General features: G+C 38.5%; 19 protein-coding genes. 5 read left to right on the forward strand and 14 right to left on the reverse strand.

Annotation, left to right across the window (positions count from 1 at the left end; all coding sequences use genetic code 11):
• Nucleotides 1–45 precede the first annotated feature (45 nt).
• Nucleotides 46–231, forward strand: a complete 186-nt coding sequence (locus tag OQE68_RS11785) for a hypothetical protein (protein ID WP_180568786.1) — start codon at nt 46–48, stop codon at nt 229–231.
• A 425-nt stretch (nt 232–656) separates the two neighbouring features.
• Here the strand turns inward: OQE68_RS11785 and OQE68_RS11790 are convergent, their stop codons facing one another.
• Nucleotides 657–1,328 (reverse strand): ankyrin repeat domain-containing protein, encoded by a 672-nt coding sequence (locus tag OQE68_RS11790; RefSeq protein ID WP_180568785.1) that lies wholly within the window; start codon nt 1,326–1,328, stop codon nt 657–659.
• 813 nt (nt 1,329–2,141) lie between these two features.
• Complete coding sequence (locus OQE68_RS11795) at nt 2,142–2,459, reverse strand: tetratricopeptide repeat protein (protein ID WP_180568784.1); 318 nt, start codon at nt 2,457–2,459, stop codon at nt 2,142–2,144.
• Between the two features lie 203 nt (nt 2,460–2,662).
• Here OQE68_RS11795 and OQE68_RS11800 point away from each other — a divergent pair, with 203 nt between their 5' ends.
• Entirely contained in the window at nt 2,663–4,141 is a 1,479-nt protein-coding gene (locus OQE68_RS11800) for a YopT-type cysteine protease domain-containing protein (protein WP_180568783.1), read from the forward strand.
• A gap of 470 nt (nt 4,142–4,611) precedes the next feature.
• Here the strand turns inward: OQE68_RS11800 and OQE68_RS11805 are convergent, their stop codons facing one another.
• Genes OQE68_RS11805 through OQE68_RS11815 form a run of 3 tightly spaced genes read right to left on the reverse strand, consistent with a single transcriptional unit; the run spans nt 4,612 to nt 7,641 of the window.
• The gene (locus OQE68_RS11805; protein WP_180568782.1) at nt 4,612–6,000 is read right to left on the reverse strand and encodes a TRAP transporter large permease; all 1,389 of its coding nucleotides are present in this window, start codon (nt 5,998–6,000) and stop codon (nt 4,612–4,614) included.
• Nucleotides 6,000–6,530, reverse strand: coding sequence for a TRAP transporter small permease subunit (locus OQE68_RS11810; RefSeq protein ID WP_180568781.1), 531 nt, complete (start codon nt 6,528–6,530; stop codon nt 6,000–6,002). The genes OQE68_RS11805 and OQE68_RS11810 overlap by 1 nt, the downstream gene beginning before the upstream one ends.
• Before the next feature lie 43 nt (nt 6,531–6,573).
• On the reverse strand, nt 6,574–7,641 hold the full coding sequence (locus OQE68_RS11815; protein WP_180568780.1) for a TRAP transporter substrate-binding protein: 1,068 nt from the start codon (nt 7,639–7,641) through the stop codon (nt 6,574–6,576).
• Between the two features lie 110 nt (nt 7,642–7,751).
• Between OQE68_RS11815 and OQE68_RS11820 the strand changes: the two genes are divergently transcribed.
• On the forward strand, nt 7,752–9,371 hold the full coding sequence (locus OQE68_RS11820; RefSeq protein WP_180568779.1) for a long-chain fatty acid--CoA ligase: 1,620 nt from the start codon (nt 7,752–7,754) through the stop codon (nt 9,369–9,371).
• A gap of 94 nt (nt 9,372–9,465) precedes the next feature.
• Here the strand turns inward: OQE68_RS11820 and OQE68_RS11825 are convergent, their stop codons facing one another.
• Nucleotides 9,466–9,849, reverse strand: a complete 384-nt coding sequence (locus OQE68_RS11825) for a DUF4870 family protein (protein ID WP_180568778.1) — start codon at nt 9,847–9,849, stop codon at nt 9,466–9,468.
• Nucleotides 9,850–10,130: 281 nt separating this feature from the next.
• On the opposite strand from OQE68_RS11825, the gene OQE68_RS11830 reads away from it, so the two are divergent.
• Nucleotides 10,131–10,796, forward strand: a complete 666-nt coding sequence (locus OQE68_RS11830) for a substrate-binding periplasmic protein (protein ID WP_180568777.1) — start codon at nt 10,131–10,133, stop codon at nt 10,794–10,796.
• Between the two features lie 33 nt (nt 10,797–10,829).
• Here the strand turns inward: OQE68_RS11830 and OQE68_RS11835 are convergent, their stop codons facing one another.
• From OQE68_RS11835 to OQE68_RS11845, 3 genes are all read right to left on the reverse strand, one after another.
• Nucleotides 10,830–11,588: a substrate-binding periplasmic protein gene (locus OQE68_RS11835; protein ID WP_180568776.1), complete on the reverse strand. Its 759-nt coding sequence runs from the start codon at nt 11,586–11,588 to the stop codon at nt 10,830–10,832.
• Between the two features lie 668 nt (nt 11,589–12,256).
• Entirely contained in the window at nt 12,257–13,339 is a 1,083-nt protein-coding gene (locus OQE68_RS11840) for a hypothetical protein (RefSeq protein WP_180568775.1), read from the reverse strand.
• A gap of 15 nt (nt 13,340–13,354) precedes the next feature.
• Nucleotides 13,355–16,030: a DEAD/DEAH box helicase gene (locus OQE68_RS11845; RefSeq protein ID WP_180568774.1), complete on the reverse strand. Its 2,676-nt coding sequence runs from the start codon at nt 16,028–16,030 to the stop codon at nt 13,355–13,357.
• Nucleotides 16,031–16,128: 98 nt separating this feature from the next.
• Here OQE68_RS11845 and OQE68_RS11850 point away from each other — a divergent pair, with 98 nt between their 5' ends.
• On the forward strand, nt 16,129–16,491 hold the full coding sequence (locus tag OQE68_RS11850) for a diacylglycerol kinase (RefSeq protein WP_180568773.1): 363 nt from the start codon (nt 16,129–16,131) through the stop codon (nt 16,489–16,491).
• Nucleotides 16,492–16,682: 191 nt separating this feature from the next.
• Here OQE68_RS11850 and OQE68_RS11855 read toward each other — a convergent pair whose 3' ends face one another.
• The 5 genes from OQE68_RS11855 to OQE68_RS11875 form a co-directional block, all read right to left on the reverse strand.
• Complete coding sequence (locus OQE68_RS11855; protein WP_180568772.1) at nt 16,683–17,129, reverse strand: hypothetical protein; 447 nt, start codon at nt 17,127–17,129, stop codon at nt 16,683–16,685.
• 2 nt (nt 17,130–17,131) lie between these two features.
• Nucleotides 17,132–18,415 (reverse strand): phage tail protein, encoded by a 1,284-nt coding sequence (locus OQE68_RS11860; RefSeq protein WP_180568771.1) that lies wholly within the window; start codon nt 18,413–18,415, stop codon nt 17,132–17,134.
• A gap of 143 nt (nt 18,416–18,558) precedes the next feature.
• The gene (locus OQE68_RS11865; protein ID WP_266195639.1) at nt 18,559–18,948 is read right to left on the reverse strand and encodes a hypothetical protein; all 390 of its coding nucleotides are present in this window, start codon (nt 18,946–18,948) and stop codon (nt 18,559–18,561) included.
• 146 nt (nt 18,949–19,094) lie between these two features.
• Complete coding sequence (locus OQE68_RS11870; protein WP_180568769.1) at nt 19,095–19,493, reverse strand: N-acetylmuramoyl-L-alanine amidase; 399 nt, start codon at nt 19,491–19,493, stop codon at nt 19,095–19,097.
• Nucleotides 19,494–19,648: 155 nt separating this feature from the next.
• The gene (locus tag OQE68_RS11875; protein WP_180568768.1) at nt 19,649–21,097 is read right to left on the reverse strand and encodes a TrkH family potassium uptake protein; all 1,449 of its coding nucleotides are present in this window, start codon (nt 21,095–21,097) and stop codon (nt 19,649–19,651) included.
• Between the last annotated feature and the right edge of the window lie 5 nt (nt 21,098–21,102).

The following is a 21,102-nucleotide window of genomic DNA, read 5'->3' on the forward strand; positions in this document are numbered from 1 at the left end:
CCTGAAGACAATGAAGTATTTGATAACGAAAGCAGAAAATATGGAATGGGCATTAATGCTTTTCTAATTTCTTCAGAAACTGTTGATTTAAATCTATTGCATAACCAATTGAAAGAAATTAACGCTATTTTTGATCATCGATTGATTTGGCCATTATTAGTAGAAGCTATTGAAGATAAAAATGCACTGGAAGAGCAACCGAAAATAGAAGAGCGGTATAGTTTAGAGTAGGGGCCCGCCCCCCCTTGGCTAGCATGCGTAAGATGGAAAATTTTCAAATATACACCTTTGTCGAGTGGGTTTGATGAAATGAATATAATAAATATAATAAATACAGTAGTAGCTTTTGTTACTACATAGCCTTTGTAGTAATGACTAATTGCAGAAAGTGCAATAACAATACTAGGAAAAAAGAACACAAGAAATGAAAATAAATTTCCCATCGTATTTTTCAAAACTACTAAATTATAAAATAATTAGCACAAGAACATAAGGAGATAACGAGTTTTACACTAGCCACATTGTCTTCTTTTCTATTTCCTTACGAAAACCGCTCGAATTAAAAATATTTTTGGTAGAAAGCTATGTTCACCGAAAAAAGCTGGTTATTTTTTTTGCTAACATTAAATCCTATTAATTGTTTTAACCCAAAATAATTATTTTTTATTCATTGCCTGCTTTAATAAATTAACTATTTCTACATAGCTATGTTTAGTAGCTACACTCAAAGCTGTCTGTCCAGCTTCATCCATCGCCTGCATATTTGCGCCTTTATCGATAAGGTATTTTACTATTTCTAGGTGTGGAGTTTGCCTTTGAACTGCCGTAATAAGAGGTGTCTGGCCATCGTAAGTCGCCATCTCAATATTGGCACCTTTTTCAATGAGAAATTTTACTGTTTCAATATTACCCCCATAAACTGCCATCAATAGGGCCGTTAGACCATGCTCAGTAGCTCTCTCCTCAATATTAGCACCTTTGTCGATAAGGAGTTTTGCCATTTTAATGTTCCCATGAATAACAGATAACATTAAAGGGGTAAAACCATCCTCTTTACTTCTGGCCTCAATGTTAGCACCTTTGTCAATAAGGAGCTTGACTGTATTTATATACCCGCGATCAACAGCATAGATGAGAGCTGTATTACCATTTTCATTCGTTGCTTCAATATTAACGCCTTGATCAATTAACTCAGAAATTAACGAAAAATCACCTTCATCTATATAATGAAATAAAGCTTTTATATAATCCGAATTATCAGCATAAGTAGAACTAGCTGAAAGCAAGATCAACAAGAACATTAAAGAATTACAACTGAATGTAAACATGCACTACCTCATTTTGTACTAATAGCATAATGCCTTTACATATAACCAATGTAGCTCACTTTATTCATCAATGCTTCAAAGTTCCTTTTCCAAAAATTGATGCTATCAGTAACTAAGACGTGCCCCCTCGGCAATCATGGGGTTACAGTAAATTACTTACACATTATACGGCTAATATCCCTACCCAATCACTCAACCCTTCAAGTACGCTGCTTTCATCTAATTGAGAGCAGTTGACGTTGTAGTGAAATCACCCAAGATTGAGAGATTAACCATCGACGGCTTTGAGCAGTGACGCCTGTCCATCAAGCAGTCAAACTTATCAGACACGCACAAAGCCTTAGTCATTGGTGTATTGGAGCAGAAGCTTAATTGAGCATGACTAGTCCGTAAAGTGGATAATATTTTTGATATTTTATAGTGCTCCTGAAGTACAGTAACATCACGCCAATATGCCTTTGGAAACGGCTGACGTTTATTTGGTCGCTGTCGCCAGGCCTAAAACTTGGCTTGCACTGCCTCAAGAGTTAGCATAACAAAGCACACACACTAGCTGAGGGGACACTCTTTATTGAAAGAGCCTGGTGTACTATATCTTTCCTCCTATGAAATTGTTACCCTGGTATTTTTACTTCTGTAAGGATTCTGGCATTCATTGCTGTATTTTTACTAATAATTTTACTTTCCACAAGAACATAAGCGACTACAGAATTAACTTCATTGTTTGATAGGACTTGCGGATGCAAGTGTACCTCGCTTTGGCTATATTTCTAAAAGTGTTTCGTGATTGACCAAATAAAATTAGCCGTTGTATTATTGATTTAATTGTTTATTGCAGCGCTTTAAAAATACCAGCATTTCCTTTTCAGCCTGTTTATCACCTTTTTCATTAGCGATGTTGATTCCTTGTTGATAAATTTCTGCTGCTTGCTGCCAGTTTTCTAGCACCACATAGCATTTCCCAAGTAACTTCCAGGCAGCTGAGTAATTTTTGTCATGCTGCAAACAAACTTGAAAATGCTCTATTGCTTTGTCGGGTTGCTTATTATCTAGATAGGCTTTACCTAGCCCAAATCGTAGCATGGAGTTGTCTTGTCCTTGTTTTAGCATTTGTTCAAGTTTTTCAATCATATTAATACACCATAAGTAAGCAACAAGAGTAGCTTATTATACACCTATCTGTGTTTACACCAATTGTAGTGGTACTGGTACATAAATGGATGAGTAAATACTTACACGGTTATATAAAAAAAATGGATCAATATTAGTAAAGTTAAACGATCGTTTGAGGTTATTATTTACAAACTTCCAAGACTATTAGAATAGGAAACCTCATGGGCGGTTTATCAAGCATAGGCAATTCAACACCAACAGCAAATCTGGTTGCTAATCAACCAGCTCCAACAAGCAATGACCAACAAGCCAGTTGGCAGGGGCGTTCATTGAAGCTGCTTGAGTCGGGTAATAAGACTTTTAGCAACTCTATATACAGGCGTGGGCTACATATCCAAAGTTCAGAGCTTAAGGCATTACAAAAAGAGATTAAGTTACTGCAAAAGAATCAAGGCCCAGAGCAGCTTAGAAAAGTTGAAGATGCATTATCTTTATGGAAAGAAAACCATCCAAAAGAGTATTCTAAGAGAAATAAGCATGTGCCTGAATTGCAAAAAGAGTTGAGCAGTTTAAAACAGCAACACACTGCTGAAGCAAACCAAAGGCAAGCTGAAGTTAAAGAACAACAACAGTTGAATGATCCCCGTTATCAAGATTTTGAGCTGCGCAAAAAAGATGAATTAAGAGAAGCACTTGAGCAGCTGCCAAGAGATCGAAGAAGTTATCAACAGCAGCACAGCCCTGAATATAGAAAGCATGCTAGACAACTTATTACAGATAGAAAAAAAGAGCTGAAACATATTACCAAGCAGCAAAAGCAGACTAAAGTAACTGCAGAAGTTATTAAGGATGTTTTAGAAAATCATTTAGGCCTGAAATTTAAGTCATTACCTAGATTTAATGCTGATATTCGAGCTGCAATTCATCATACTTTCTCAGAACAAACGGTTAACTATATACTGAATAAATGCCCAGAGCTTAAAGAGGATGGACCTGTTCAGTTGGAAAAAATCACATCTTCATTAAGCGCTTTAGATAGCCTTGTTAATCCCGGTGTTGTGATTGCACAAAAAAATGATGCAGCTCTAATTACGCCATTTCAACAATCTCGTTTCATTGGTGAAAGAGCCTTTGGGCAAGAAGGAATATGTGCAGCTTTATCAGCGAAATGGATGGCTTCTCAGCATATCCAGGATAACTTCTATCAAGATATTGGTTTTATGGATGGGTTTTCAGCATCTAAATTAACTGATGGTCAAGAAGAAGTGATGAATCTGGCTATACAGTATTATAGTGATAATAACCGAGCACATACAGCTGGTGAACACTGGAATGCTACTGGTAAAAATAGAGAAGAAAAACTAACTGAATACTTTAAAGAAAATTATGGCTTAGAATTAGATGAAAGTCAGTCTGGGATTGATAACGATAAGCTAAATATTAGCCAGATTAACCAGCCTGGACTATATTATCTTGCCATTCATGGTAATGGGCAAGACTCTGGTCACGCTTTAGCTGCAAAGGTTGAGCTTGTCAACAGTGGCAGAGATTGGGGGCAAAAAGTATTTACGTTGTTTGATCCTAACTATGGAGAAGCACAGTTTAAAAATATTAATCAATTTCAGAGTTATGTACATAATTTAGTAAATGAAAGATATCCTGAATTAACAGATTCTTCCTTTGTACTATGCTTTAAATAGTTATACACCGTAAAATTTCCAGTCAGAGTTTAAATCTCTGGCTGGTATTAAACTATAAAAATGCGTCTAATGTGTGTTTAATTAGGGACCATCATCACCAAATTTCAGTAATATTTTATAACTGAAAAACCCACCAACAAGGCCCATTATTATTCCATAGGCGTTGAAATGGTAGATTGAGCTAAACAGCAAGTAGCCAATACCAATCATTAAGTAAAATAATAACAAAAAACCTAAAGACTCAAAAAAACGTTTATTCATCTTAGTAAAGTACATAGATATTTATTTAAACAGACGATTAACATGGCTAAATAGTCACATTACGTTGAGGTGCTATCAATTACTGTTTATCTATTGGTTCTATAGATTTGTTTAATAAACATGTCAATATTTATTGCCAGGATTTGGCATTGCGAAGGCCTGGAACAAGGATATAGGTCTTTCAGTAGAGGGGCGAATGAGATTTTCACTTAGCTACTATAAACAGTTGCTGGAAGCCAGTTCACTAGGGCCGGGAATAGTAAAATAATCAACAAACCAGTAAGTTGTAGAATAATGAATGGTGTGACACCTCGGTAAATAGTGCTTAGATTAATATCAGGCGGGCATACGCCTTTCAAGTAAAATAAGGCAAAGCCTACTGGCGGTGTGAGAAAAGAAGTTTGTAAGGTAACGGCGACTAACATTATAAACCAAACAATCTCAGGGTTATCTATAACACCATAACCAGGTATATCTAAGTTAAGTGCTGAAATAACTGGTATAACTAGGGGTAGGATGATAAGGGTAATTTCAATCCAATCCAATACAAATCCGAGTAAGAAAATAATACCAAGAATGAATAAAATAATGCCATAGTCACCAAAAGGTAAGCCAGTTAAAAATGATTCGATGAGCTCATCTCCGCCTAATTCTCTTAGTACTAAGGCAAATAGGGATGCACCGATAAAAATCATAAAAATGTAAGCAGTTACATTCATGGTTTTATGAAGACATTCTTTGAATACTGCGAAGCTTAATTTACCGTGACTGAAAGCAAGTAAGGTTGCGCCCAGGGCACCAATACCCGAGGCTTCTGTAGGAGTGGCCCAGCCAGCAAAGATAGAACCTAAAACACTAATAATCAGTAATAAAGTAGGTATGGTAGCTTTAAGTACATTAAGCCATACATAGGCGTTCACTCGCTCTACACGGTTGGGAGCTGGTAAATGTTCCGCACGAAAAAAGCCATATGTCAATATATAGAGAACATAAAGCATACCCAGCGTTAATCCTGGTATCACTGCACCCATAAATAAGTCACCGACAGCAACACCGAGCTGGTCAGCCATAATAACCAGCATGATAGAGGGGGGAATCAAGATACCAAGAGTGCCAGCAGAGGCAATGGTACCGAGTGCAATGCTGTCTTTATATTGTTGATTACGCATGGCAGGTAGGGAAATCATTGCCAATAAAACCACCGATGCACCGATGATGCCTGTTGATGCAGCCAGAATAATACCGATGAGAGTAACAGTGACTGCAAGTCCACCTCTTACTTTTCCAAATAGTTTCTGGAGAGACTCCATTAAGGTTTCAGCAATACCTGATTTATCCAACATATGGCCCATAAAAACAAACATAGGTAATGCTACTAATATCCAATTATCCATAATTTTATAAATGCGATTAACTACCAAGCCTAGTGTCATGAAATCCAGGCCAGTAAATGCATCAAAATAGCTATCTGCATAATAACCAATAGCAGCGAATATCACGCCTATGCCAGCTAACACATAAGCGACGGGAAAACCGGAAAATAACAAAATTATAAAGCTGCAAAACATGGCTATTACTAAAATCTCATTAACCTCCATCAACATCTCCAGCGAGTAACTAACATGTACACTTCATGATAAATTCGAGCAATAACAGTGATTGCTAACAAGACAAATGCAATCGGGATAATTGACTTAATTAGCCAGCGATAAGGTAACCCAGCAGGGGCAGCTGATCGCTCATTAATGCGCCAGGAGTCAGCTACAAAATCAAGGCTGTGAATAAAAATAATACTGACAAAGGGTATAACTAGAATTAACAAGCCTATTATTTCTATTATATGCTGTGTCTTGGTTGAGAAATGGCTATAAAATAAGTCAACTCTGACATGGCTGTTTAATACTTGAGAGTAAGCCATACCAAACATAAAACCAATGGCATATAGGTGCCACTGTAATTCTTCTAATATTATCAAGCCATTGGAAAAACCTTTACGCAGAACAACCTGTAAGATAATAACAGCCATCAATACTGCGTAAGACCAAGAAATAACTTCGCCTGTTTTCTTTACCCAGTAATACACTACATTAACACCTGGCGGTGCCGGCAAATTTTCTTCTTGCCTCATAAAATACTACTCTCTATGTTTTAAATCATTCGCGAAGAGTATATTAAAGATTTCTTGGTAAAAAGGCTCTACTGGCCCAGGCAGCATATTTTACTCTGAAGCTGGATAAATCCTGATAAACCTTTTTAAACATAGGGTCTTTTTTGCTTTGCTCTGCAGCAACTTCCAGCCAGGCTTGTTTAAATGTGTTTAGCATTTTTTTGTCCCAGTTATGCATTTTCACACCACGCTCTCGTTCATTTTTTATTATTGCATCAAACTGAATATATTCAGATTCGGCAATTGAGTTAGTTACGGAAGCCATACAAGTTGCTGATAACTGTGATTGCTGGCTTTTACTCATGGCTTGCCATTGCTTTTTATTAACAAGTAATTCAAATATTGTGGACTGTTGATGCCAACCAGGGAAATAGTTATGTTTGGCTACCTTATAGATGCCTAGTTTTTCATCAATTGCGGGCTGGGAATATTCTGTGGCTTCTATAGCTCCTTTTTCCAGTGCACTAAAAATTTCTCCGCCTGGTAACAATGAGGTAGAAGCACCAAGCTTTTGTAAAACCTCACCACCTAATCCAAAAAACCGTATATTTAAACCTTTAAAATCTTCTGCTGAGTTGACGGGCTTTTTAAACCAGCCTGATGTTTCTGGTGAAATAATTGCACAAGGCAAGACTTTTACTTTGTAGCCTGCATTGTCATACATTTCTTGATATAGCTTCAGTCCGTTGCCATAGTACAACCAAGCCATGTATTCAGGCGCTTCAGGCCCAAAAGGAATAGATGAAAATAAGCTGGCTGCCGCCATTTTGCCTGCCCAGTAACCGGCAGTTGTATAGCCACTATTCACTTTACCAGTAGATACAGCATCCAGAATTTCAAAAGGAGCAACCAATTTATTTGGTTCATACAGCTTCATTTTAATAGTGCCACTAGAAATCAGAGGCAGTTGTTGAGCAACCCATTTGATAGGAGTGCCTAATGCAGGTAAAGAAGAATTAAAAGCTATAGGAGTTTTGAGTAATACCTTTTTAGCTGCAAGTGTTTGTGTACTGACTATAATGCTTGCAACTATAGTTGTAGAAATTAATATTTTTTTAGAAAGTTGTCTCATTTAGTAATATCCTATTACAAACCGGGTTGTCCATACTCACTTCAAAGCTTTCGCCTAATGTATATATAGTCGAAGTGAAGAGTATAACTATAAGAATTAAAGGAGAAACTATGCAAGGGAATATAATGCAGTTTTCGCTACTTACCCACGACATCATTCGTAAAGCTGTTGAACGAAGCCCTGATCAATTAATCGTATCACGAACACTTGATGGCGATGTTTATCAGTATACTTATGCTGATGCATATCAACGGATACAACGGCTGGCAAACGGACTGACAAATATAGGGGTAAAAACAGGGCAGCGAATCGGTACTTTGGCGTGGAGCCATTACCAGCACTTAGAGTGTTACTATGCAATATCTGGTATTGGGGCTGTAGTGCATCCAATTAATGTCAGGTTATTTCCTGAGCAAATCAAATACATAATTAATCATGCTGAAGACCAGTATTTATTTATTGACCCTGAGTTTATTCCGTTAGTAGAAAAGTTTTATCAAGAATTACCGAGTGTAAAAGGCTATATCGTCAATTGCACCCAAGCGCAGCTCCCTCAAACCAGATTGTCCAATGTTATTGCCTATGAACAACTACTTAGTGAACAGCAATCATATTTTGACTGGCAGCGATTTGATAGTCGGCAGGCAGCGTCACTCTGTTATACGTCAGGTACTACTGGATACCCAAAAGGCGTTTTAGCTGATCATTATGCTTGTGTGTTACATGCAACCGTTACTGGCAGCTCGCAATTTTTAGACCTGTCACCTGATACTTCGGCACTACCTGCTGTGCCAATGTATCATGTGTGTGCATGGGGGTTGCCATTTTCTGCTATTTTATATGGCTGTAAACTGGTGATGCCTGGCTCGCGGCTAGATGGTGCTTCTTTATATCAGTTAATTGAACAGCAACAGGTTGATAAAGCATTTGGAGTACCTACTATTTGGCAAACGTTTTATCATTATTTGCAGGAAACTGATCATCACGTGCCCAGCCTGAAATTAATTGCTGTGGGAGGAGCTACATCACCACCAGCTTTAGTTGAGGCCTATGCAAAAGAATACAATATTTATTGGATGGGGCTATGGGGAATGACGGAAACAGGCCCTCTTGCAACTAGTGCCGCCCCAACGCCTAGAGTTATGGAGTTGCCTTTAAAAGAGCGTATTGTAATTCAAAGTTCTGCAGGGCAGCCGATCTTTGGAATAGAAATTGAAATTTTTGATGATAATAATAAGCCGCTAGCTCATAATGGTGATACCTGTGGCTATTTAAAGGTAAAAGGCCCTTGGGTAGTTGAACGCTACTTTAATAGCGAAGTGAAAGTGTGTGATGATAATGGATGGTTTGATACGGGGGATATAGCCACAATTGATAAAAGTGGTTATTTACGTATTATCGATAGAAGTAAAGACCTGATTAAATCTGGTGGAGAATGGATTTCATCTGCCATATTAGAAAATGCTGCGCTCCATGATTCTGCTATTCAGCAAGCTTGTGTTGTAGCTGCCAAGCATCCGAAATGGGGAGAGCGGCCGATTATGTTAATTGTGGTGAAACCTGACCAATCATTTGATAAAAATCAACTAAGAGCAGTACTTGCAGAACACGTAGCCTCTTGGTGGTTACCCGATGCAATTATTCAGGTAGCGGAATTACCTTTGACAGGGACTGGAAAACTCAGAAAGGTTGAGCTGCGAAAACAGTATCAGAACTATTTATTAATCTAAGAAATAAAATTTTTAATAAAGGCGGATTCATCTAATAGTTAGCCCGAATATTCTGAAAAATAACTAGTAAAGTATCCGGGCAAGCCATTAATAATTAGCTGTACATTGGTTTCCCATCATTTAGGTGAATCCACCCTTTAACTATTCGGTAGATGGTCCAAATGCCATTAGCGACCAGTAATAAATAACCAATGATAAAGATTGTGGTAATGAAGCCAATGACTGTCCAAAGAACGCTGAACCAAAAAGTACGGATTTGCCAGCGGAAGTGAGACTCAGCCAAGGTGCCTTGAACATCCTCTTTTTTAACATAGTTAATAACAACAGCCACAATGAAGGTAATACCTAATATAAAAGCTGCAGCCTGCAAGGCATAGACTAGGGTAGCAGTAGACTTTGCTGAGCTCTCATCTGTACTGGTATTAACATTAGTAGTTGTTCTGGCGCTTGTTTCAGTAGTTGGGCTAGAATCACTCATAACTTCTCCTTTTACATGAGGCTTGTGTTGGTCATAGCATGCAATTAAATTCTTAGATAACAATTATTTTATTAATCGCGTGAATTTAATTTATAATTTCGGCATGAAATGTTAGCAAATATTGTACTCTACTTATTGTATTTTTCATAAAAAATGTTGCTTAGTTAACACTGAATTATGAAATAACGCTTAGAGTTTTCCTTAAATGAACAACAGTTATACTAATCTTTATTAATACTTCATGTTGCTAGATTAGGTATAAGCCATCTACACTTTTGTCAATGTATAGAGTCATTTGGATTTTAGCTGTTATAATAGCTAGTTCCTCCACTGGAGCTGAACTAACGCTTTCTATTGCACAAATAACAGGCGAAGACCCTCTTACGGTTCTTTCTAAGAAAATATTGCGCTCAGCCTATAAAAGTATTGGAGTTAAGGTAAAGTTTATTAAATTGCCTGGCGAAAGGGCGTTGGCATTGACTAATCAAGGTGTCATAGATGGAGAGCTATTTCGAAAGGGAGGATTGGCTAATCAATATCCAAATCTAATTCAAGTACCCTATTCTTATATTGGCTCTAGCTCAGTTGTTTTTGTTAAGTCTAAAATATTTCAAGTTGAGGGCTGGGAAAGCCTGAGGCCATATAGAATCGCAGTCATGGTGGGTTATAAAGTAGCAGAACAAAATACTAAGGGATTTAAAGTTTCATTTGTTGATACACCTGAGCAAGGTTTTCAAATGCTAGCAATTGATAGGGTTGATATAGTTATAGCCCCACCTGTTATAGGTCAAAGCTATGTTGATAGGCTAGGGCTTAAGGGTATTCAAATGCTATTACCTCCATTACAAGAAGCGGCTATGTATCATTACCTGCATAAAAAACATAAAACATTGCTACCAAAAATTAGCGCAGCTCTACAGAATATGGTGGAAAATGATAGTGATTAGTTAAACGTTGACTCACTTATAATATATAGAACTCTATTTTTCATACTTATTAGCGAGCAAATCATCAAAATAATACTGATCATACTTCCCACTTTTTTTTAGATTTGCTATGGCTTTGTCGAAAATATCAATTATTTTCTTGTTGTTATTGTTTTTAGACATTAATAAATATGCGGGCTTTTTCTTAATTGGTAAAGGGTGATTGGTGAATAGCTTTTTCAGACTTTCTGGGAAATGTTTGTTTATTTCATAATAACCAACGGTTAAATCATGGGGTATGATATCAACTCTTTGCTTGTAAAGCATTTTTAATAACTGTAGATCTGACTTAACTCGATTAATATTAATTAACCCTTCTTTCTCATAACGATTGAATTCATCACTATAGTGATAGCCAATAGTTGCGGCTATTCTTTTACCCCTTAAATCTTCAAAACTACTCCATGCAAAAGGGTTATCTTTAAGATGAAAGAATACATAGCTTATGTTGCCAATAGGTTCCTTACTATAAAAAAAATCTTTTTCTCGTTCTGAGGTTTTTGACCAAAGAAAAGTACCATCCGCTTTGCCTTTTCGCACCATCTCTAGTGCTCTGGCCCAGCTAGTAAACTGGTACCTGACAGTGATGTCTTGAGTCGCGAAAACTTCTGTCAGTATTCTAGGGGTAATACCATAGTATTTTAAGGATTCAGAAACATAAGGAGGCCATTCTCCTCCAGCCAAGCTGATGGTGTTATTAGCTTGAGTAAAGCTGGCATAGATTATGAGTGTTAAGCTAAGCAGCTTTTTCATATATTACCTGTAAGAGTTTAAAGCAAAAATCCACGCTACTTTATGGCTGTTGCTCTAAAAGCTTAGTACAAACTCAGCTAAGTGTGGGCTACTCATTAAACCCCTCATAATCTAGTTAGTGTTAGTTATAATGATCTGTTAGGGATTACAGTTAGCTTTTGGCGTATTAATCAATGAACTACTATGATGGCGAAATTTTTGAGAGGGTGGTGTAGTTAATTTAGGTGCTCGTGACTTAATATTATAGTCGGTACAACCGTTAAGCTTTGATCCAGAGTGTTGCTGTTGATCGGAAATGGTATAAATACTTTGGTCTGATAAGCTTGGTTGAGCAGCTGAAACAGATGTTATTCCATAGCTTACAATTGATAGAAAACACAAGTTGATAAATTATGATCCAATTTAAATATTATTTTTCTAGGCATATATACTCTTCGCGAATGATTTTTAGGCTTTGTTACCGTCGCTCTCCACCCCAATCACCTATTAATATAGGCTAACGAGTCTTCGTCACTTGATGGCTTACCGATAACGTTTTTTTATCAGCTAAGTGCTATTATTGCTAGCCTTACTGCCGTAGGCTAGCCCTAAAAACTATTCGCAATGGGTATATACCCATCGCTATGACTATTTCTGTCAATTCTTGTTATTAGAAGCTCCTTAAGCTGTTACTGATAACTTTTACCTAAACGCTCCCAGGCTTCCTCTTTATTCATATTAAATACAACTTCTAAGGCGGTTTGGCTGGAGGCTCTCAGATTTAAAATGCCTTGCTTTGTTTCCCAATTACGAACTGTATTGACAGGCTTGCCAAGTAATTTTGCAAACTCTAAATCCGTCAGGTCAAATAGTTTTCTTAGTTTTTTAATATGTGATGCTCGAATACCACGAGCGATATTGATTACTGGTACTGAAGGCTTTTGTGCTGAGGTTTGAGAGGTTTTCTTAGCCGCTGGCGTTTTGTTAACTGGTTTTTTGGTAGCTATGCTTTTGGCGGTTTTTGGTTTAGTCGCTTTTTTGACAGGTGCAGGGGCTTCTTTTTTAAGCGGTGAGGGTACTTCATCTAAATCAATACCAAAAATGTCAGATAAATCTCCAGACACTTGTGGCTTTTTCCGAGTACTTTTGGGGATTTTTACCTCAGCATCAATCAAGTCCATATGATCTACACCCCGGAGCAAAAATAGTAGCTCTGGTGAATGATCTAATCGAGCACCAATGCCGTATAATACAGCAGCTACATGTTTGCACATGGTTGCCCAGTCTGGACAATCACAATTCAACTTAATGTCTTTGGGTTGTGGGAATAAGCCTGATGTAGGGTTGGTAACAGCTGTCATAACATTATCAGACAGCTTGCCTTGCAACAGTTCTAAAATAGAACCCACTTCACCAGCACAAGTTTTTTTAATAGTTTGCCAACGAGTTTTTGAAAGGGGGGTAATGCTGATATTAATGTCGTATATATCAGAGCCACTTACCTTTGCGACTATCTTTCCTTTTTGAATCTCTAGGTGGCAAACGGAACCATTGCGCACGTAAGTGCGTCCTCTTGGAAGCCGGTTCGAAAAATCACTGAACTTCTCTAAATGGGTACACCAAGCATTACCCCAAAAGGTTTTCGCAATTTTACGCCCTGCTACTTCAATGGGCTGAATATTTTTACCCTTCTTGCGCAGCTTGTCCATTTGCTTTTTGGCTTTTGCACGACGCTGAGCAACGGGAACATAGGGAGACCAACCATAAGCCATATAAGGGCACCTTCTTTAAACTTGGGTTCTTTCAAGATCAAGGCTGACAAGTTCTATCAGCTCGCTATCGCTCATTTCAGTTAACATAACTTCAGAGCCACCTTCTAAAATATCATTGGCAAGTGCTGATTTTTCAGCAATGATTGCATCAATTTTTTCTTCAATGGTACCTTGGCAAACAAACTTATGTACCAATACATTATTTTTTTGACCAATACGGAAAGCACGGTCAGTGGCTTGATTTTCCACTGCTGGGTTCCACCACCGGTCAAAGTGAATAACATGTGACGCTTCGGTTAAGGTCAAACCTGTCCCCCCAGCTTTTATAGAAAGTACAAAGAACGGTGGGCCATCTTCGGCCTGAAATTGTTCTACCATTTCCTGGCGCTTTTTAGCAGAAACAGCACCATGTAAGACCAGGCCGGGCTGGCCAAAACAGTCGCTTAAAAAGTCAGCTAAGGGTTCACACATTTCCCGAAACTGGGTAAACACCAATACTTTTTCTTGTCTTGAGCTAATTTCATCACAAATTTCTGCCAACCGTAAAAATTTACCACTTCTTTGGGCTCTATAATCACCATCGGACATAAATTGGGCTGGATGATTACAAATTTGCTTAAACCGCAAAATAAAAGAAAGTACTAGCCCTCGGCGCTTCATTCCATCGGCACTTCGAAGAGATGTAGCTAGTTCATTAACAGATTTTTGATATAGGCTGGCTTGTGCTTTCGAAAGACCACAGTAGGCGTAAACCTCAGTTTTGTCAGGTAAATCGGAAATAATGCTTTTATCGGTTTTTAGGCGCCTTAAGATGTAAGGCTGGACTAAATTTCGTAACGGAGCATATTGCTCAGACTCACGTTTTTCTAGGGACTTGGTAAAAGATTTAAAGCGAGTAGCTGTACCTAGTAAACCAGGACAAATAAAATCAAATAACGACCACAAATCAGCAAGGCGGTTTTCTACTGGTGTACCTGTCAAAGCAATTCGGGCGTGGGCTCTAATTTTTTTAGCCATTTTGGATTGTTGGGTACCAGGATTTTTAATCGCTTGCGCTTCATCTAACACGACCATATGCCACTGAATGTTTTGCAGCCAGATTTGACGTAGTAACATACCATAAGTGGTAATAACTACATCAACACCTGATAGCTGCTTGGCTTTTGATAATTCATCCAGTTGTGTTTTGCTGGTTAATGATGGGTGTACAAATAATGCTTTAAGGGAGGGAGCAAACTTTTCCAGTTCGCTCTTCCAGTTGCCCATCAATGAAGTCGGCAATACCAATAATGATGGGCGATTGACTTTATTTTTCTTAAGAATTAATAACAAAGAAATAATCTGGATGGTTTTCCCTAACCCCATGTCATCAGCCAAACAAGCACCCAGTCCCAGTTGGTTTAAGTGCCAGAGCCAGTTAACACCAGTTTCTTGATAAGGGCGTAAAGTGGCTTTTAAGGCGCGTTTGGGGAGTGCTGATTTTAAGGTTTCTGGCTGGCGGATTTGTTGTAATATTTTTGACAACTTAGAATCGGCCTCAATAAAAGCCCATTCGGTAGCATCTTGCTCCACTGTGCTTGTTGATAAATCTGATGATGCACCTGACAGTAGCCGCATACCTTCGATAAAAGAGATCCCTTCTTCTTCACCATGCTTTTCTAATGCTTTCATTTGGGCCATGGCTTGTTCTAGTTTTTCTTTGTCTACCTCTACCCATTGGCCTTTAATAAAAGCTAAACCATCATCAGCTGCTAACAAGGTATCCCACTCTGTTTGAGTTAGCTTGTTATCACCTAATGCTACTTGAACATTGAAGCGGAGCATCGCATCAGCATTGAAGGTATTATTTAACCCAGTACTTAAAGTGGCTTTGACTTTTGGCCTAGGCCTCTTTTTCCACCAGTCAGGCAAACGAATAATAATGCCGCTTTCTTCAAACAAGGGAACTTCTTTTAGGAACTGATAAGCTTCTTGAGGACTCCAGGCCAGGGGGTGATATATATCTCCTGAATCTACCAAGTTTTTGACTAGTGCACTTGATTTGGCGGCTAAATCGATAGGAGACAATAAGTGAATTAAGCGTGCTTTATTTTTACTGCCTGCATACTCTTCCAAGGCTTTTGCCAGAGGCAAGTGACGGCTTTTTCCTTGGCCATAGGATGGAGAATAGGTTGCCATGAAGGCGAATGGATAGTCAGGATCTGTTTTATTTTCGGCTAAATGAAAGCAAACTCGCCCTACTTGATGCCAATGAGGCGCACGTGTTTTTAGTAGTGTGGCCAAGCAATCATAGTGCTGTGCTACTTCGTGAATCAGCCAGTTATCTAACTCTACCCATAACTGCTGTAGTACAGCAACTGACAAGTATTCAGCACCTATCATGGGTGGTGCACTGTGTAAAAAATGCTCGGCGGTTGTTGTGTCTAATGGCTCAATTGGTGATAGTGTTTCACCATCAGGGCTGTGGCAACGAGTGGTCATATATTGGCAGGCAAATTCATACCAAAAGCGAAAAGTAGGAGGCAGTGAGCTTCCACTTTTTAGTGCTGCCAGGGCAAAAAGCCCTACATTAGTACATTTCTCTACAAAGTGCTTGGTAATGTTAGCTAGTGCTGGCCCGCTTTTGCCAGTATCGCTGCCTGAAAAGTAACGTATTTTTCCAGAAGGAAGTAAACCAAGAGAGTTGTTCATAAAGGGGTGATTGGCTTCTTTCGTAAAAGTCGTAAACTGTCTCCAGAGATACAGATTTTTTTGCAAACATGCAAGCAAAGACGCAAGGGTAGTACTAAATGAAGAGCACTAGGCCAACTGGCATCAACCGGCTGATAAAAGCCACACTTTATTCCTGGCAAGGGTTAAAAGCAGCCTATCAAAATGAACAGGCATTCAAGCAAGAGACCTGGCTGTTATTAGTCCTCGCCCCTGTAGCGATCTGGCTTGGTGATAATCCATTAGAAATCGCATTGTTGATTGGTAGTATCCTATTGATAATGATTGTCGAGTTATTGAACTCAGCAATTGAGGCAGTAGTAGACCGTGTTTCAAATGAACGACACCCGTTGTCAGGTCGCGCTAAAGATATGGGGTCAGCTGCGGTGCTGGTAGCTTTGGTGTGTGCTGGGTTGGTATGGTTGGGGGTGTTGCTCAGTTAAGTGGGGCAGTTGCTAATAAGTTTAGTGCTTGATATGGAGTAGCAGGATATTCTTCCGCCGCTCTTGAAAAGCCATCCATGGCTCATCAAGAGCTAAAGCGACATCCCTGTCGCAGCTACACAACACCCTATTACCCCATATCCATTAGCTTTTGAAGTAGATGGCAGTGAAAGATAGTTAGGGTGTAGCTGCTACGTATTAGGAAACGGATAACGTGCCTTAATTTCCTGAATTTTTTTGGCCCATTGCTGTTTTTTCGCCTCAATATCTACATCATCACGCTTCATATACTGATCAAAAACACATTCAGCGCGGAGGGGATCGGCTTCAAAAAGATAAGCTTGTCGCCGATTTTCTTTAATTGCTTCTATTTTTTCTTGTAATTTCTCTTGTTCAGTTTTAGTTCGCCAGCCATTTGAATCTTTGACTAGATCATCATTAAAATCGCAAATTAAAGGTTGCCAATCGGCCTCATGCTGAACTATATGTTTAGTACCATTCTTATCTATATAAAACTCAGAATAATTACGGGCATCGACTACTTGCTCTCCATTGAATCGCAAATAATCAATATTATCAGGGGCTTTGCCGTTGATTACGCCTGTGACTACATCATAACAATATACTAATTCTGCCATTTTTATACGCTCACGAATAGTTCATATCTATATGCTTCAATTGAATAGGTGCCAGTTCCATTACGTGACTCTAAAACTGGAATTTTTATTAAATTTCGGTTCTTTACATAAGAAAGATCACTTGTAATATGGCTTGGTTTATATTTCAATGAGTCTTCTTTTATATAGAAGACATCAGTGTTCGGGTGTAATCTATTGTTCCAGCCAGTTGCTCCATTTCTGACTTTACTGACTAAATCTGTATAAGGAATTCTGGACCAATTTAATTGAAAAACTAAGCTCCCTGATATATTTAAATATTGATCAAAAGTTGTGCTTGTGTCTTTGCTATTTAATTTTCCTGAATAAAAATATTGTAATATATTTCGGTTAATTAGTGAGGTTACTTGACCATCTTTTACTAATACACAAAGCATATCATCATACTGAGTATCAAATATCTCATCTGTTTCAGGTAGCTGTTTAGAATTATAGTTGCTATCTTCTAAGTCATATAAAGTAAACCCGTTATCCATATTCCAACGTAAATGATAGGTTTTATTTTGTTGAAAACTAAAAGTTCTTTCTGAACTACTGTAATCACTTGTGTTAATTTGGTTCCAGCCGCGTATAATAAATACTTGGTCTGGCTCAATAGTGAGAGTATTTTCTGTTTGGGTTATTTTGAGCTTATTGTTCTCCTGCAGTATTTCAGGAAAAATAGGCATATTTAAAAAATGATGCTTACTTTTTAAATGTAAATCATGTACAGCTTTTGCTGTAGCCAGCTTATTTGAGTCATCTTCATCAATGGCATCGGTTTTTTGAGAAAACTTCTCATCCACATAGCTCCTAGACGCTAACACGATTGAAGGATCAACCTTAAGCTCTATATTCTTCGCATTGGCTACTTCTAAAATTACCTTTAAATAAAGACTGCTGCCACTGCCTTCTTCAATTTTTGGTTTATAGGTTCTTGGATATTTGCCAATACTAATTAAGTTATCTTGTTCATCGTATAAACCAAATTCGGTGATACACCAGCCGCCTTGTTTAGCTGGTATTTCAGCTTCTACTACTACCCATAAAGGATTTTTTTCATCGACATAAAGGTGATTGATGTTTCCTGACCAGCGTTCTCTTACTAGTGAAGCATTTGATTCATTTGGGAAGACTTCTTTGCCTTCATCAGCCCCACCGTCACCGACTTTAATAGTGGTTAATTTTAAGGAATCTCCTTGTAATATAGCATTAGTCAGCTGTGCTTTACCGATATCAGTTAAAATATTGTAGTATTTATTTTCCATTGTATATTTCTCATATACTCAAAGTGAAGGGGTTTTAGAGGAGGCCGTCGAGTGATGAAACCCCATGAGTTTATATTTTTTATAAATGATTGGGGTGAAGAATGAAGACAACAAACTCTAAAATGCATTCGCGAAGAGTAGATTTATTTAAACTTGGTGGTTAAGTAATTAGTTAGTACATTTCTTAAAATTCGCCTAAAGCCGAAAGTGTCGATATATACCAGAGCTAGAGCATACATGTACCATTCAGGAACACTGCTGGTTAGTGCAGAAAAGCCTTGTTTAACTGGATCATTCATCCCTGGAATAAAACACAAGATGAGTGGGATAACAGTTACCAGTAATAAAAAGTCGTCTTTCCAACCTCTTGACTGAATACTCAATGAATCCAGCTCGGTGGCACTGATATTTCCCTGTTGAATTTCATCTAATTGCCGTTGATGGATAGCTTGTTTTAATTCTTGCTTACGCTGATTGTTTACTAAAAGGGTATGAAATACCCCTGTTAGGCTGTTTATTATTGTTGACCACATAGCTTTTCCATTAATGATTATATGCTTCGAGAATGACTATTTTTATAAGCAAAGCGAATGGTTTTTAGTGGCGGCCGTCGAGCGATGAGGCCCCATGAGTTTATGTATTTATAAATGATTGGGGTGAAGAGCGACGACAACAAACACTAAAGGCCATTCGAGAAGGTTATATCCCACCATTGTTGTACATTGAAGTTAGGACAGCTTTTATTATTGTCGAAATCCCTATGCCCATAAATTTTCGCTTTAGGGTATTTCTTTAACCATAGTTTTAACTGGTCGTATAAGGTTTGCATCTGTTGATTGGTGTAATGTTTTCTACCAATTAAGCAAATACCTAAGCTATCCAGGTTATGATCTTTTGCATGGGCGCCATACCAGTATTCCGGTCTGCCATTTTCAATGGTGCCATCTCGTTTAATTATTTTGTGGTAGCCAATGCCGGACCAACCTCGTTCCAGGTGCCATCGGTGAATATCCGCTGCTGAGACATCTCTACTATCAGGTGTGTCTGAGCAGTGAACAATAAGTTTAGTGATGTTCATAAAATGCTCCTTAACTGTTAGAAGTATTTTACGAACTAAAAAGATGGAGCATCAGGTGAAAAATTTCACTCTTCTGATCTTTTACAGCAAAGTTCTTATGAGCAAGGAGAGTGAAGATCAAACCAATTAGGATTTATCCAAAGCGAAGACTAAAATTAGCGCCGCCAGAATGTTGGGGTTAACAGTACCAACAACGTAAAAATCTCCAACCGCCCCAGCAACATCGCAAAGCTTAAAATCCATTTTGATGCGTCAGGCAAGTTACTGTAATTGACTGTTGCTTCACCTAAAGCAGGCCCGAGATTGTTGATGCAGGATGCAACAGTGGAAAAGGCTGTTTTTAGATCAAGACCAGTTGCCACATTTGCTAAAAATAGGGCGATAAACAAAAACACATAAGCCGAGAAAAATCCCCAAACGGCTTCGATGACTCGTTCAGGAATGGCATTGGAGCCTAACTTGACGGGAATGATGGCATTGGGATGAAGTAGCAGTTTTATTTCTCTAAGGCCCTGTTTAAAAATAAGCAGGACCCGAACCATTTTCATGCCACCTGCAGTTGAACCAGCGCAACCACCTGCGAAACTAAGCCATAGCAGCATATAAGGTAAGAACACAGGCCACACGGAAAAGTCAGCTGTACCGAAGCCGGTGGTGGTGGCTACAGACACCACTTCAAAAATGCCATACCTTAACGAGTGTGCAAAATCGTAGGAGTTTGTCGTAAATAAAATAAGTACAGTTATTAAACAAGTGCTGGCGAGTACAAAAAAATAAGCTTTTACTTCTGGGTCAGACAAATAATGCTTAATACTACGATGACGCCAAGCGAAAAAGTGTAGGGCAAAGTTAATGCCTGAAATAATCATAAAAATGACAATGATGAATTCAGCCCCCACTAAGTCGAAGTCACCAACACTGCCATCTCGGGTTGAAAATCCACCAATAGCAACCGTAGAAAAGCTATGGCAAATGGCATTAAATAGATCCATGCCAGCCAGCCATAAAGCAATACAACATGTGACGGTTAAACTAAGGTAGATATACCACAGGGCTTTTGCTGTTTCAGTGATTCGAGGCGTGAGCTTGGTATCTTTTATAGGGCCTGGAGTTTCTGCTCGGTATAATTGCATACCGCCAATGCCAAGCATAGGTAATATAGCGACGGCTAATACTATAATACCCATGCCGCCTAACCACTGGAGTTGTTGACGATAAAATAAAATGGATTTGGGTAAATGATCCAGCCCAGTAATGACTGTTGCCCCGGTTGTGGTCAGCCCGGATAGTGATTCAAAAAAGGCATCAGTGATTGATAAGTTAAGGCTATCTAGCAGATAAAGTGGAATAGCACCGAAACTAGCAAGTACAGTCCAAAATAGAACGGTGACTAAAAATCCATCGCGGGTACGTAGTTCGTTTTTTGAACGAAATACAGGCAGCCATATACAACACCCACTAATTAATGTAATAAGAAAAGCGTCTAAAAAAACAGCAACTTCTTTTTCACCATAAATTTGCGCAACAATTGCGGGAGGGAGCTGAGTAATGCTAAACAGCATTAATAGTATGCCTAACACTTTTGATATGGTAGAAAAGTGCATGGGTA

Origin of the sequence: Spartinivicinus marinus (assembly GCF_026309355.1) — a bacterium.
In the GTDB taxonomy this organism is placed as follows: Bacteria; Pseudomonadota; Gammaproteobacteria; order Pseudomonadales; family Zooshikellaceae; genus Spartinivicinus; species Spartinivicinus marinus.